Source organism: Actinoplanes sp. NPDC020271 (genome assembly GCF_044388125.1).
In the GTDB taxonomy this organism is placed as follows: Bacteria; Actinomycetota; Actinomycetes; order Mycobacteriales; family Micromonosporaceae; genus Actinoplanes.
This window is the reverse complement of the sequence record NZ_JBIRWQ010000002.1, coordinates 734,980-748,742: the sequence shown is the minus strand read 5'-3', so window position 1 is coordinate 748,742 and position 13,763 is coordinate 734,980. Positions and strand designations below refer to the sequence as shown.

Here is a 13,763-nt window from a genome sequence, read left to right as displayed (position 1 = left end):
CACCCGATACCGCGGGCGGCCTTGACGCGCCCCGATAGCCAGGGTTGACTCTGACTGTTCGTGAGTGAACGCGTCGGAATTTGTGCGCTCCACAATGAGCCGGACCTGCGAGGAGGAGACGCGTGCCACCCCAGATCTCCGGACGGCCCCCGGCCGCATGACCCGGATGCGCGCGACCCTCACGGCAGGCCGGTCGGTCACGGTCACCTCCGGCGACACCACCCTTTTCCGGTACGACTTCGGCGCTCCCCGCCCGCACGCCACCGAGCTGCGAACTCGCGCCGGTGTCGCCGTGCGCGGCACGATCGCCTGGTCCCCGCCGCACGCCGAGCCCGGCGCCGCCACCCACCGGGCACTCACCGAGCTCTCCGCGACCACGTCCACCGCGACGATCGGGCACCGGTTGCGCTGGCCCGCCGTCGACGAGTGGCGTTCGCTGACCGCGGTGCTGACCGGCGACGACACCTGGCTGCTGCTCTTCGAGAACACGGTCACCAATGTCTCGGGCCGCGCTCTGCCGCTGGCCGGCCCGTCGCTGTCCCTCCGGGTGGTCGCGGCACCGTCCGCCGCCCGCTCGGAGTGGCAGGCGGCCCGTCTCGCCGGCGGCACCGTGGTCGTCGTCGACGACAGCGCCAACCTCGCGCATCCCCCGCGCTGGTCGGCCGGCCTGAGCCCGGCGCCCTTCGACACCGGGACACGCACCCTGAGATCCGATCAGACCATTGCTTTCCGGTACGCGGTGATCATCGCCCCCGCAAGCCACGACGCCCGCCGAGCACCCCGGCTGGCCGCCCTCGGCCGGGACGCCCTCGCCGGCATCCCCGTCGCTGTCCGGGGTGGCCTCTGTCACGGGGAGCACACGCGCCACGGCCCGGTCCGCCGGACCCGGACACCCGTGCTCACCCGGCAGTGCACGGGCGGCGCCCTCAGCTCGTGACCGCGTGCCGGGTCTCGATCGCCTTCACGGTGTTGTGCAGGGCCTTGCCGAGCGCGCCCTTCGCGACCGAGCCGAGCAGCGCGCCGGTCACCTTGCCCTTGACGTTCTTGCCCTCGCGGATCACCTCGGCGTCCAGGCGGGTGGTGCCGTCGGGCTGCGGGGTGAGCGTGTAGACGTGACCGGACGCGCCGCCCCACAGGTTCGAGTCGGTGGTCGTCATGACGATCCGGCGCGGGTTCGACCAGTCGTAGCGCAGCCGCTCCCAGACGCCGCCACCGCCCTCGGTGACGTCCGCCCAGTCCGGGCCGGTCGCGTGGACGGTCAGCCCGGCGTCCGAGCTGTTCGCGAAGAGTTCCTGGCGGCCCGGGCCGAAGTCGGTGATGCCGGCCAGGAGCTGCTCCGGGGTGGCGGTGCTGATCTCGGTGAAGTGGATGGTGGACATTGCTGGCTCCCTGTCGGTCGGGCCGTGCTCTCGCTGACAACGAGAAGACTGCCCGGTGACCCCTCCCCTTCGAGCCCGTGCCGGCCCCTGGTGACCCCCGTGCCGATCCCTGGCCCACCCCGGCTCGCCACCCGTCCGCAGGCCCCTCGCGGCGTGGCAACGGGTCCGGGCCGTGGGTCTGCTGCGGGCGGGTGCGGGCGCACGACGTACGGGCGAAGGGGGTTGATCTCAGGGTTGGGTGTCGCCGTCACCGGTGCGACGCTGAGCCTCGTCGACCGCCTTGTCGATGTGGGTCGTGTACTTGCCGCCGGTCCGGTCGTCGATCTGCTCGCCGACCTTGTCGAGGGCCTTGTCGACCTGCTCGTCGTGCTTGTCGATGAAATCCTTGGCCTTGTCCAGGAAACTCATGTGGTTACTCCCTCGGTGGTGTTGATCGAGCCAAACACGCACGCCGCGTGGCTGCGAGCGGACGCGCCGTTGATGGCGTACGCAATAAGAAGGGTGACAGAAACGGCCGCATCGTCGCCCTCTAGCATTTGCGACGGTTCGGCACGCGGTGTGGAGACGAGGCGACATGCGCTGGCTGCGAGGGCTCGGTAAAAAACGGGTTGAGCTTGATCCCGCCCGGCAGCAGGAGCTCCTGCGCGAGCTCCGGCAGTTCGGGCCGCACGGGTTCGGCAAGCTCGCCGATCAGGCCGTGCGGGCGGCCGCGGTGATGGAGGGCCCGGACGGGGTGACGGTCGCCGCGATCGTCCTGCGCGAGTTCGCCGACGCGGCTTTCGCGAACTTCGCTCAGCAGAGTGCGGCGCTGGGCATGACCGCCGACCGGCGCAACTACCGCGAGTTGTGGGAGAGCGCGGGCAAGCGCATCAGGTCGCCGCTGTTCGCGACGCCGAGCGGCATTCATCCGTACGTGCATGTCGCCGCCGCCGTCAACGTGGTCGGCGCCCAGGCCGCCGTGGCCGTGCAGGTCGTCGACCCGTTGCCGATGCTCTCGCACATGTTCGAGGTGCTGGACCTCACCCTGGCCGGCTGGGAGTACGGGCGGGTGCTGGTCGACGTGAACGGCGCGACCCTGGCCGTCAACCTGATCACCGCGGCGACCGCCCTGCGCGGCGAGATGTCCGACCCGCCGCCGCTGCCGCAGCCGGCCCGGACGCAGATGCGCAGCAACAAGAGCGTGAACGTGCTGGACCCGGCGGTGAGCCGGATCGTCGGCCAGTGGAACCCCGGCAAGCAGATGCGGGAGTGCCTCCTGGCCTAGGTTTCCTCAACCCGTGGGGCCGCGGACCGATGTTCGCGGCAGTCCCACCACGGAAGGAGGAGACATGGAGCAGGATGCCCCACGTCGCGTGCCGGCTCGCGCCGACGGCTGGCGACCCGACGACCCGATACTCAACGGGCTGATCCACAAGTGCATCGAGCAGGCGTACCGCCGGAACGCGGAGTCCGGCAGCATGACCGCGTTCTTCGGAGGCGGTCTCGTTCTGATGATTCTCGGCGTGATCCTGGCGGCCGGAACCGGTAACCCGATGCTCGCGATCGCCGTGGTGGTCGTGCTCGCCGCCGCCGGTCTGCTGTACGCCGGTCTCAACGCCCCGGAACCCAAGGTCGACCCGATCCGCATCCTGGACGTGCTGGGCGGCCCGGGCAACCTGCCCGCCGGCTACCTGGTGTACCCGGCGGCGTGGCGGGCCGGCATGCCGGAGTTCCTGGTGAAGGTCAGCAACCGGCAGCTGACGGTGGCGGCCCGGTTGTGCCGCGAGCACCCGGGTTCGGTCGCCGACGTGATCCGGCTGGTGATGACCGCCGAGGCGCACGCCCACGAGCACGCGTACGGCCGGACGGTGACCGACTCGGACGTCTACCGGTTCGCGCACCGCGCCACGGTCGAGTGGGCCCGGGTCGCCCCGGTGTCGATGAACCCGGCGTAGTGAGTAGCGGCCCGGCACTGGCTCACCGGTGCCGGGCCTCAGCTCGTCGTCTTCTTCGACAACCCTTTGCCGGTACGACCCGGCCCACCCCTCGACCGCACTCGCCGGCCCCCGGTCCTGGCCCGCGACCTGGTCCCGGTGCCGGCCCGTCCGGCGACCGCCGTCGCCGCCGGTCCCCGCTCCCGGTGACGGCAGGTGCAGCCGTCGGCCGGCGTTCGCTCCGGTTCCCCGGCTGTGGCACCGCGGAACAGTTTCGCGTGCTCGTCGCTCGCGTACGCGGACAACTCGGTGCACCGGACGCCACTGAGGAACTTCAATGGCCGGCCACGGCTCGGCCCACGTTCAGTCGTAGGGCGCCGACTCGGCCACGAAATCGCGGAACCGCTCGGCGGCCGGGGTCAGGCGCCGGTCGGCCCGCCAGGTCAGCCCGACCACCCGCTCGCCCCCGGGCGTGGCCAGCGGCATCCCGACCGTGCCGGACGCGCCGACGAACCGTTCCGGCACCAGCGCGACCCCGAGCCCGGCACCGACCAGGCTCTCCACGGTGGCGAGGTCACCGATCTCCAGGGTCACGCGCGGGGTGACACCGGCCGCCGCGAACAGGTCGTCGATCAGGCGGCGGAACCCGTACCCGGGTGGGATCGTCACGAAGTCCTCACCGGCCACGTCGGTCAGGCGTGCGCGTCGGCGACCGGCCAGGCGGTGTCCCGGGGGCACGACCAGCGCGAGGGCCTGCGTCTGCAGGGGCAGCCACGCGTACGGCCCCGGCTGCGGCCCCCAGTTCAAGGCGAGCTCGGCGACCCCGGAGTCCAGGTCGGGCATGATCTCGTGGCTCGGCTCCTGACGCAGCTCGATCCGCAGGTGGGGGAAGCGCCCACGCAGGTCGCGCAGGATCCGTGGGACGAGCGAGGTGGCCATCGAGTCCAGGAACGCGAGCCGGACCGTGCCGGCGTCCGGGTCGAGCATGCCGGCGAGGTCGCGCCGGAGCCGGTCGTACCGCTCGATCAGGTCCTTGGCCGCGAGAAGGGCGACGTCGCCGAGCGGGTTGGGGTGCACGCCCTTCGCGTCGCGTTCGAAGAGGCGCGCGCCGAGCTCGGTCTCGACCCGGGAGAGCAGCCGGGACAGGGTCGGCTGGCTGGTGCCGAGGGCCGCGGCTGTAGGGCACCATTGGAGATGTCACTTGACCATGACTTGACCTGCGAAGACACACCCGCTTTCCATGATCGTGACACCCGACCATCTTCAAGATCGTGTCACTTTCCTACCTCCCGCGAAGCCGCGCCAACCCAACCGAATCCCTCACATCGGGTTCGCCACCTTCAGTAGCTCGATAGCCAGTCACAGCAGGTAATCGCGAGTTAACCACGCTAAGTATCGCAAACACCTGCGTATGGGCCACTGACAAGTGTTCCGTCAGCCAAAGCAACGCATTAATGCGCCGCGCAGGTCCGCGCAACCTAGCATCACCGCAGAAGTATCGGACTGTATGTTCCGACCACTCCACAAAATCTAGGATAAATGCCCGGGCCTATGACATAAGCCAGCCAAATGTTCAGCCCCAGATCAACGGGGGGACCATACGGAATGGGCAGTTGGTCAGCGGGACCCCAGTCTGTTGAGGTCTTGGCCAAGAAGCCAGGTCCGCAGCTCGTCGCCCTGCTCAGTAAGCATTAAAGGCCTTCCAGCGCGGGCACGCTCAAAGAGACGAACACACAGGGTCCGCTCAAGCCGAGAAATCTGTCCAGAGAGTCGACCGAGAGTGAGCCCGAGTTCCTGAGCAGCATCCCGCAGGGTCGCATGATTCACGCACGCGCTGAACCGCTGGAGCCCAATAACGGAACGACGGGATTTCAGAATCATTTCTTGGACTCTATCAATCAGACTATCGCCAAGAGCTGCAGGACGCTCTAAAGACGACGCGGGGACCCGCGAGTAAGCACGGACGAAGCCGACTACCTCCGTACGTTGCGCCGCGACTGCCAAAAGCTCACCTGCGGCAGTGAGCTTCGAACTTCGGGCGCCCTTTGCACTTACCCGAAATAGCGGCTCTTTAGCCAAAGCTTCAAGCTTACGCATTCTCTGACCCAGTCCCCCTTCGCCGCAGCCGAGCGCAGCTTCTGCGGCCGAAAAGCTAGGGTACTCGACACACTTCTGAAACCAAGCCAACAAATCCACCGCCGCGGGATCCATTTCGAGGATGGATTTTATGATCATCGGGAGCTCCTTCAAACGCCGATGTTTCTCGGACTGGCCAGGTGTCCGACAAACATCGAATCCGAGAGCCGACGCCTTCTCGACGATCAGATACTTTGGCAATCGCGTTTCGGCGATCAAAGTAAGCAGACTCTTGCCACCCTTGGAATGCTCCAGCTCAAAGAAGTCCCGTGTCAGTATGACGTCTGCCCGCTGCCGACTGAGTGACGGCGTCCACTTTATAGGTGGCTTAGTCGGCACATCGGTTTGGAGCAGCAGATAACGAGCATGCTCAGCAGTAATGCCGTATTCCTTAGCGACAGCAGAAATGCTTTTATTTCTTTTTCGGATCGCATCCTCGATGGCACTTGGCGCTACATCGCCAAGTCTTCCCGGAACTCTCAGGCCAGCCACGCAGTCTGGCGGCGGTGACCACGTGAGCGGCTCATCGATACCCTGACGGGAAAGCAGCATCATCGCGAACTCTCGAAGCCTCATGCGAAGCGACGAGGAAAGATTCTGCTCGAACCGTTGCAAGTATAGACTTTTGTCAGTAATGGAGGTAAAAGCAAGAGAATGAGACGGGTCGCGCAGGTCTGCGCCGGTCAAAAGTTGAAATACAAAGCGACGCGCATACGAAATCTTCTGATCGCGCCCCGGATGTTCTTCTGCACGAAAGCAGATATCCTCCCATTGCGTGCGACTCAAGACGACATCAGTAAAAATCGCGCGCCGGCGCTCATAGTCAATGGGGCTACCGTGCTCGTCAATGTAATCTGCAAGCGCGCAAACTGCTCGGAGAACGTCAACATCAAAGCTGGCCAACACCTCTAGGGGGCGGGAAGATTTTAAACCCCACCCAAAGAAGTTTTGAGCCGATTTACTCCGCACACTTCCATTTCCAGGCAACAGAATCGCAGGCGGAATGGCCGCTCCTACGACGTCCGCGTTGACGCCGTTAAGGGGCATAAGGCGCACAATCCAATCAGGCCACAGCCTTTGCGGCAGCGCCTGCGTCCTACTCGCCGCCCTACGACTTGACTCGTTATTGGGCAAGCTCGGTTCGTTCGTGAATGTTCGGTACACTAGGCGGTCAACGGCGCGCAGCGTGCGATCACAGCTGCGTAGGATCGGACCCATGCGATGCGGACTGACGGGCCTAAGGCGACGCTCAGCAACAATGGTTGGCAGCTTCCAACCGCCCCTTTCCTCGGTAGCTCCAAGAATCGGAGCAACGAGCCGTAGGCGATCGGCGTTATCCTCACTAACCAGAAGCCTTACGGCGTGAGACGCGGCCGCGGCCGTCAGCTCGACATCAACCGAATATTCACGAAATCCACGATTTCCGCGACTGACATCTGCGGTATCCGGCTTCTTGGCATGAGGCGTCGCGGCCCTTCCCCAAGTTATACAAAGCAGACGAGAGAAGTGATGCAAATCTCGTAGGTCGGCGATGTCGGTTGGTAGAAGACGTTCGAGCCGATGCGCAATCCATTGTTGGGCAATGAGCCGCGTGTCATCTACAGCGAGCTTTGCTACGGGGGATGCACGAAGGTCGCCGGCACATACTGTTGCGCCCGGTGACGAGTTCGAACTGCATTGGTACAGGGGCATCAGGCCGTCATGCTTGGACCAAAATCGGTGTGGCTCATTGCCGCAAGTGGGGCACACGCTGCTGAGCAAACAGGAATGTATTGTGCAGGCGAAATAGTATGCGAGTTGCCACCATAAGGGCCATGGATAATCCGGATGCCCATCTAGGCATTCGGGACAGTATCTGCTGCCTCGGACGCGAGGCCACTGAAGGCTATCGTATGCCTTCGGCACTGCTCGGTCGAGCACGCCTAGAGAAAGACCGAACCGGGATTCGAGTCTCCTTAGCGCATCTGGAGTTAAGCTATCGATGGTGTTGTTAACGGGCCGCGATGACCGACCGTGACGGATACCGGCCACGATCGTCATCTGTAATGTGGAAATACCATTGCGACGCGCGGATCGGCTCAAGAAGGAGCCCAAGGACTCTCCCGGAAACAAGGGAACCCGTATCGGGAAGGCGCGGGTTTCTTCGGTTAAGCCGGTTGGAAGCGACTCGGGCAATGGACGACTACGTCGCATCAGGATGCCTCCACTCGGTTACGGGCCCCTCTCCCTCGCCGGACCTGGGTACTCAGCCGGCCAGCACCGAAGGCTGCGAGGAGCTCCCGTTCGGATTTCATGGCGGCGCTGTCGACCGGGCACTCATCGAGAAGGTCCATCGTCAGACACTCACGCTTCTGTTCGACCGCTTCGCGGCAGCCTCGTTTTATGAGGTCCATAAAAGAACCGATGTATCCGGTGGTTCGTGCGAATAAATAGTCACTCATTTCGCTTAGCATCCCAGGCCTCGCATCAGCAAGAACGAGCTGCTTCTCAATCGTTGCCAAGAGCCGACTCCAGCCTCTACGGCCGACGTCGTTCGTAATGTCGAAAGGGCGCAACAATACGGGCACCCACCGCCGCCCTGACTGGGAAAGGCTAACTTCCTCTGCAGGTAGCCCTTCATCGAAGTAGCCGCGCTCATATAAGCCTATGCCAGTATAAATGAATGTTATAGGAATGTCGTTCGAAAGAGATTTAAGGTAGTTCGAGAGAGCCACGCCAGACTTGTGGCGTGGATTCACAAAGTGCAAATCATCAATGATTCCTAGCTGAGTTTCACACGACGTGAAGCAGTCTTTAACACGTTCAAGGACCGCATCGCCGTCGCCAATCTCGGCGCCAGGATGGCCGTAAAACCTGCAAATGCGCCTGCCTAGACCTATCGTAGTCATGCCCTCCCTCAAGCTGAGACGAAATACGGGGAGTCTTTGATTACCAACCACGGTTTCTGTTCCAAAACGTCTTCTTTGGAATCGATCAAAGATGCGTCCGTAATGATCTGCAAGCGTCGTCTTACCAAGCTGAGACAAGGAGTCTATAACGGCTGCTGAGCGCGGCCTCCCCGGATCATTTCGGTTGCTATCGACTACTGTAGTAATCTCCTTCAAGCCCGCCTTCACCTGCGGCGTTTCCATCACCGGAAGATTGGCATGCCAATCCTTTCGATCCTCATTGTAATCTACGAGAGCATCAGCGCCCAGTTTAGAAATAGCAGCCCGCGTCAGTTTTTCAGGCATGACGCGCGGCGTATCATCGACATAGCGCCGCCAACCCTCCTTTTTGGACATGTCGTAGATCCTTAGCGTTGCTGAAGTTTTCAATCTAGAATCTCATATTCTTTTTCGTCATCCTCGTTATCATCAAAGTCGTCATCGTTGTCATCGTCGCCCAGGATCGATACGTCCGAGCTTCCTAGCGCAATGGCCGGAAAGGACGATGCCAGCTCCTCAGACGATTCACCTTCGTCGACTTCAAAATCACCGTCGATGACTACGGGTATTGCTTTGTATTCTGCCGATCTCCGAACGGCCATTCGACGCTCGGCGCGATTGGAAACTATGCCAGCTTCGAAGTTCCCCAGCAGCCGCTTAAGAGCTTCCCTCTCGTTGACACTCCCGTTCGATGCCACAGCTAGTCTGCGGGCGTAGGCAGCGGAGTCGATGCAGAAGGGAGTATTGAGCATCGGCAGGTGTTCCCAGTCCAGGCGATGCCACGTCTTCTTCTCTGGATCTTGGATCCAGCAGAAGCGAATATCGTCCGGGTTAAGATGGATGGGCCATTTCCCAGCCAGCTTGCCGCCATAGGGGCTTTTAGTGTTGGCACGGCCCCGCAGGAAACCGCCACTGTATCGGAACTTGCCGATCTCGACACCGTAGTGCTGGAGGGTCCTCGGAAAGACGGGAAGAAACTCCAGCGCCAAGTGCGGATTTGCCAAGAATCTCAATGATCCCTGTTTGGCAATCCCGGCATGCCACATCTCCAGCGGGGATAGTCTCAACGACGGCCACTCAGGTATTGAAATCCCGCGGTGCTTTCCTACGTGGTAGACAGTTGTAATCCAGCCTCGAATCAAGTCCTCAAGCTCGTGTAAAAAATAGAATGCATTTTCTTCTACCCTTTCACCGCGAGAGTATACGTCTGGCCCCTTATACGCGGGTAGATACTGAATGAGACCTTGGCGAAGTGTACGGAAAAATCGTTCGACGGTGGCTTTGTCTGTTGGAGTTCGGGGTTGCGCCGGCTGAATAGATATTCCCATTTTGACACAGACGCTGATGACGTGATCGGACATAAACGCCTTACCGTGGTCAATCACGATAGTTTCGGGCGCGCACTTCAGGCTTTCGGGCTGGACGACTTCGGTGAAAACGATGTTCTTGGGAACACCGTGGTGCGGAAACTCTCCCTCCTTCGGCAACGATGTAGCTTGGTAGCGGCCAGCTGCGCATTCATACAATACCGAAGCTACATCGATGGCCTTTCCCGAGACTGGGGTGAGCCGCAATCCGACGACGCACCGCGACCAGAGGTCTAGCGCTACCGTGAGGACTACCTTCACCCAGCGATGCGTCACGGGTTCCATGCAATATATATCGAGATCCTGAGAATCCATGATGATGTATTCTCCAGGCCCTGACGCCCGCAGACGGCCATACGGCAGCTCCGGACGATCAGCAATCTCCCGTCGTCCTTTGGCGCTCCCCTTGAAGGCATTGGTACCTTTAGCCAGCTCGGCGATCTGCCTATATGCGGTCGACTGAGAAGGCAAGGATTCGTGATTAAAATCAGGATCTTTTTCGAGTTCCCTCTCGACTTCGAAAAGTACCGCTGAGATCGTCATCGTAGAGTCGGAAATACGTCGCCGAAGGGCCGCCTTTGCCGCCGCTATCCATCGTGGATCGACGCTGGAAGCGCTTCCGGGTTTCTTAACGATAAGGCCGGCCTCGCCAGATTCCCGGTACTTCGCAACATGACGCAGTATCGTACGATATGAGACACCCAGCTCGATAGCTTTGGCGTTATATCGGTCAGTCGCGTTGACGCTGGGGGCGTACTCGGGCCTCGGCTCGCCGGGAGCAGCACGACTAGCATCACCTGAACGGTATCCGTTTATAACCTCACGGATATGTCCAGCAAGCTCACTAAGGTTGTTGCGTTCTTCGGGAGTCAGAGATGCAAACATGATACTGACCGAGTCGGTGCCAGCTGTCGACTTGATGGGAAAGCTGGCCAGCCTGACAACAGTAGAGAGCGTGGCTTGTAGCGACTTTGCGTCTCGCACTCTTCGCATCAGGACGTTCGCCTGGTCGATCTCTATGACCTCTACGAGATCGCCGTCATACACGAACTGGGCCCCCAGGCCTAGGTCGAATGTCGGGTAGCTCATATCAGCCCTTATTGCCGAGAAATATTGGAGTTTCGGCCTGCAACGGCGCATCTAATGGCGCACGGAGCGTCCGTGTCCATAGCAGGTGCAGAACGGCTGGCCTTGCCAGGCCGATATCCGCGTATTTACTGAGGGCGTGCTCAAGTTCGCCGATAGTTCGACACGAGCCTGATAAATCGACAGCGATTGGCAGTAGCTCGGTGCGGATGACGGATCTCCGTGCGTATCTAGCTAGGTATCTAACGTTTTTGAGGAGCATTTCGTCTGCACCGGTCCAGATTTCGAATGCCCAGCCTCGACGGGCGATCAACCGTTCGGTCCATCCGAACACCGCCACTACCTCTGGATCATGAAGCCTGCGTGCAGGCTTGACATCTACCACGGTTACAATGCCACCTTTGGTGACAAGCATTAGGTCTGGGACGTGCTTTCGGATTCTGCCGCCGTCCTCTCCGCAAAGAAGGAAAGGTTGGGCAGCTATAGCGGAGACAGACTCGTCAAAGTCCGCGAGAAGGATCCGCTTCTTCTCCAAGAGACTCTCATATGCCACATGGCCCATCATCTTGGACGACCAGTATAGGCCGGAGTAGTTCTTGCGCCCTTTATAGGAACGGAAATCCCGAACAGGAATACTTTTGGCAATCTCGGCAACCTGTACGCGATCTAAGGTCGTGTCCAGGTACTTGCCGTCCGCCCGACGGTACTTGATTTTAGGTTCGTCTCGATAAACGGTCACGGCTGAGCTCCGCAGGTCGACACTGAGACTGATCTAATGCTATTTACGTTGATCCCGATCCATCCGCAACGTGAGCACGGGCGCACTCACTTCGCCGACTTCTGAAGGACACACTTCTTTTGACAACTTGGAACCCTCAACCTTAAGCATGTTCTGGTACATCGTGGAAGGCTCGGCTGCCCGATGGCACGAGGTCGTCGCGGCGGAGGTCACGCTAGCTATTTTCGGCTGATAAAGCAACCGCCGTAGTTGTAGCTACGAGTCGTAGGGTTCGCTTGTTACGGCGGGCTGTAACGCCAAGTTCGTTTCAGTTTTGGTGGTGAGTTTCCGTGCCGGCTTTTCTCCTACTGTCACGCTGTTAGCAACAACCCTCAGCCCACTGTTTCGCCTGCTCACAGCAACTGTTGCGTGATGGTGCCACCCCACTGTCACGCTGTTAGAAGTGACTGTTACGTAAGGGTGTCACTCCTACTGTCACGCTGTTAGCAACAACCATCAATCCACAGTTTTGCCTGCTCACAGCAACTGTTACGTGATGGTGCCACCCCACTGTCACGCTGTTAGAAGTGACTGTTACGTGAAGCTGTCACTCCCACTGTTACGCCGATAAAAGCGGCTGTTGCGTAAGGGTGTCACTCCTACTGTCACCCCGTGAGCAACAGCCCTCACTCCATAGTTACGCCTGCTCACAGCAACTATTGCGTGACGGTGTTACTCCCGCTATCGAGGTCTTCGCCGGCTTATAGCCCAGCTCCCAAAGGCACCAACCGCAGTGAGCTGAGTACCCGGCTCCGCGCGGGTCCGGAAGCTCTCGCGCAACTCGCGAAGCTTGGCCGACCGGTGACTTAAGACCGCGTGCCCGCCCCTATCAAAGTCCCGCTGCGATCCCCCTGACGGGTGAGGGACCTTCGCTGTATCCCGGACGTGCCGACCAGGTGGGTCAGCGCTGGCGTGACCAGGACGGCCGGCGCCGTAGCATCAAGGGCGTTGCGATGGGCGTTGCGCGGATACACTGCCTGGCGCTGACTTTCTCTTGCGCCGGTGAGGTGGCCATGGACCGCGACGAAAAGCTCAAGCAGATGCTGGGCATCCCCAACTGGCATCACCTGTCCAAAGGCAATGTGTTCGACCTCGTCGAAGACCTGGATGACGAGACTCAGCGCAGGATCGCCGAGAAGTTCCCCGAGGTCGCCCAGCTGATCACCCACGCGGCCAGCACGCTCAGCAGCCTGCACACGGCGACGCTTGCTGCGAACAGCAGGCCAGGACGACGTGATGAGCATCTGGAAGGAGACCGGGGCAGCGATCGACCGGGAGTTGGAGAGGGAGACCGAACTGGAGCGCCGGGCCACGCTCCTCACGATGCGTGTGAAGGCCGCGGAGATGGCGACTGCGGTGGACGGCAGGAACAAAGTTCTCCTCGACCGGTGGGACCTGCGTAAGACGGCAGCCGCGGTGATCCTTGTCGGTGGAGCGGTCGCCCTGCTCGGCGGCAGGAAAGCTATCTGGTCGAATCTCCGCTAGCGTTGCGAGGCTGACGAGCCGGGGTGGCGAGTGATCTACATCTGCGGCCGAAGGTCGGCGGCCCGCAGATTTTCTGCGCTGCTTTTGCCGGTGGGCTCCGCCGGGCATACCGGCTCGTCAGCCCGCTGATCTGCTCGACGAACGTCCGGACGGGACACGTGATCCAAGATCTTCAGACCACCTCCGACGAAGATCTGTAGCTCGCCGTCCCGCCGGTCAGCACGATAAGCGGCAGTCCGCTGCCCGGGGCATCCGGCAGCCGCACGCTGAGTCAAGGCCAGGTCAGATGACGTTGGTCCGCTGCTGCGCGAGGAATACTCGAATGGACGGCTCCGCCGGCACCAGGCTCGCCGGGAGCGTCTTCACCAGTTGGTCGAGGACGTTCAGCTCGTAATCCTCTTCGTCCTGTTTAGTGCGTCCGGTGTACGGCCCGACGGCGGCGACCGCGACAGCAATCCGTTCGGCCTCCCCGGGTAACAGCTTCCAGGTGCCCTCCTGCCGTGCCCGCAGGAGTTGTTTGTCTCGGTCGGTCAGGTGAACGTACGAATCTCCGCCTAGATCCCGGTCAACGACCATGATTTCCCCCTGGTTGCGGCGCGAAAGCCCCTCTCGACGCTATGGCCATCGGCCGGGGCAGAACCATGACATTGCCGCGGTGAAACCTGGCCAGATGTGGGGCAGGAACGTGCCGT

The 13,763-nt window shown here is 61.5% G+C and carries 13 protein-coding genes and 2 pseudogenes; 4 read left to right on the top strand and 11 right to left on the bottom strand.

Annotated elements, in window-relative coordinates:
* The first annotated feature begins 166 nt into the window (after window positions 1–166).
* The gene (locus tag ACH442_RS07180; protein WP_396337036.1) at window positions 167–937 is read left to right on the top strand and encodes a hypothetical protein; all 771 of its coding nucleotides are present in this window, start codon (window positions 167–169) and stop codon (window positions 935–937) included.
* Here ACH442_RS07180 and ACH442_RS07175 read toward each other — a convergent pair.
* Both ACH442_RS07175 and ACH442_RS07170 read right to left on the bottom strand, forming a co-directional pair.
* Window positions 927–1,379, bottom strand: a complete 453-nt coding sequence (locus tag ACH442_RS07175; RefSeq protein ID WP_396337035.1) for an SRPBCC family protein — start codon at window positions 1,377–1,379, stop codon at window positions 927–929. The two genes, ACH442_RS07180 and ACH442_RS07175, sit on opposite strands and share 11 nt — an antisense overlap.
* 228 nt (window positions 1,380–1,607) lie before the next feature.
* Entirely contained in the window at window positions 1,608–1,787 is a 180-nt protein-coding gene (locus ACH442_RS07170) for an antitoxin (protein WP_396337034.1), read from the bottom strand.
* Window positions 1,788–1,953: 166 nt separating this feature from the next.
* Between ACH442_RS07170 and ACH442_RS07165 the strand changes: the two genes are divergently transcribed.
* Window positions 1,954–2,643 carry a hypothetical protein gene (locus ACH442_RS07165; protein ID WP_396337033.1) on the top strand — a complete coding sequence of 230 codons (690 nt, stop codon included), beginning with the start codon at window positions 1,954–1,956 and terminating at the stop codon, window positions 2,641–2,643.
* A 64-nt stretch (window positions 2,644–2,707) separates the two neighbouring features.
* Entirely contained in the window at window positions 2,708–3,313 is a 606-nt protein-coding gene (locus tag ACH442_RS07160; protein ID WP_396337032.1) for a hypothetical protein, read from the top strand.
* A 342-nt stretch (window positions 3,314–3,655) separates the two neighbouring features.
* Here ACH442_RS07160 and ACH442_RS07155 read toward each other — a convergent pair whose 3' ends face one another.
* The 8 genes and pseudogenes from ACH442_RS07155 to ACH442_RS07120 all read right to left on the bottom strand — a co-directional run bounded on the left by ACH442_RS07155 (window position 3,656) and on the right by ACH442_RS07120 (window position 12,755).
* Entirely contained in the window at window positions 3,656–4,279 is a 624-nt protein-coding gene (locus ACH442_RS07155) for a LysR substrate-binding domain-containing protein (RefSeq protein ID WP_396337086.1), read from the bottom strand.
* Window positions 4,280–4,360: 81 nt separating this feature from the next.
* Window positions 4,361–4,459: pseudogene (locus ACH442_RS07150) on the bottom strand (LysR family transcriptional regulator); the annotation flags it as partial.
* 450 nt (window positions 4,460–4,909) lie between these two features.
* A complete protein-coding gene (locus tag ACH442_RS07145) occupies window positions 4,910–6,475 on the bottom strand; it encodes a LysR family transcriptional regulator (protein ID WP_396337085.1) in 1,566 nt (521 codons plus the stop codon).
* 720 nt (window positions 6,476–7,195) lie between these two features.
* Window positions 7,196–7,621: pseudogene (locus ACH442_RS07140) on the bottom strand (TniQ family protein); the annotation flags it as partial.
* Entirely contained in the window at window positions 7,621–8,712 is a 1,092-nt protein-coding gene (locus ACH442_RS07135) for a TniB family NTP-binding protein (protein ID WP_396337031.1), read from the bottom strand. The gene ACH442_RS07135 and the pseudogene ACH442_RS07140, both read right to left, overlap by 1 nt.
* A 29-nt stretch (window positions 8,713–8,741) precedes the next feature.
* The gene (locus ACH442_RS07130) at window positions 8,742–10,811 is read right to left on the bottom strand and encodes a hypothetical protein (protein ID WP_396337030.1); all 2,070 of its coding nucleotides are present in this window, start codon (window positions 10,809–10,811) and stop codon (window positions 8,742–8,744) included.
* Window position 10,812: 1 nt separating this feature from the next.
* On the bottom strand, window positions 10,813–11,547 hold the full coding sequence (locus ACH442_RS07125) for a TnsA-like heteromeric transposase endonuclease subunit (protein ID WP_396337029.1): 735 nt from the start codon (window positions 11,545–11,547) through the stop codon (window positions 10,813–10,815).
* An 845-nt stretch (window positions 11,548–12,392) separates the two neighbouring features.
* Window positions 12,393–12,755 (bottom strand): hypothetical protein, encoded by a 363-nt coding sequence (locus tag ACH442_RS07120; protein ID WP_396337028.1) that lies wholly within the window; start codon window positions 12,753–12,755, stop codon window positions 12,393–12,395.
* Window positions 12,756–12,822: 67 nt separating this feature from the next.
* On the opposite strand from ACH442_RS07120, the gene ACH442_RS07115 reads away from it, so the two are divergent.
* Entirely contained in the window at window positions 12,823–13,071 is a 249-nt protein-coding gene (locus tag ACH442_RS07115; protein WP_396337027.1) for a hypothetical protein, read from the top strand.
* 282 nt (window positions 13,072–13,353) lie between these two features.
* Here the strand turns inward: ACH442_RS07115 and ACH442_RS07110 are convergent, their stop codons facing one another.
* Complete coding sequence (locus ACH442_RS07110; protein ID WP_396337026.1) at window positions 13,354–13,647, bottom strand: hypothetical protein; 294 nt, start codon at window positions 13,645–13,647, stop codon at window positions 13,354–13,356.
* Between the last annotated feature and the right edge of the window lie 116 nt (window positions 13,648–13,763).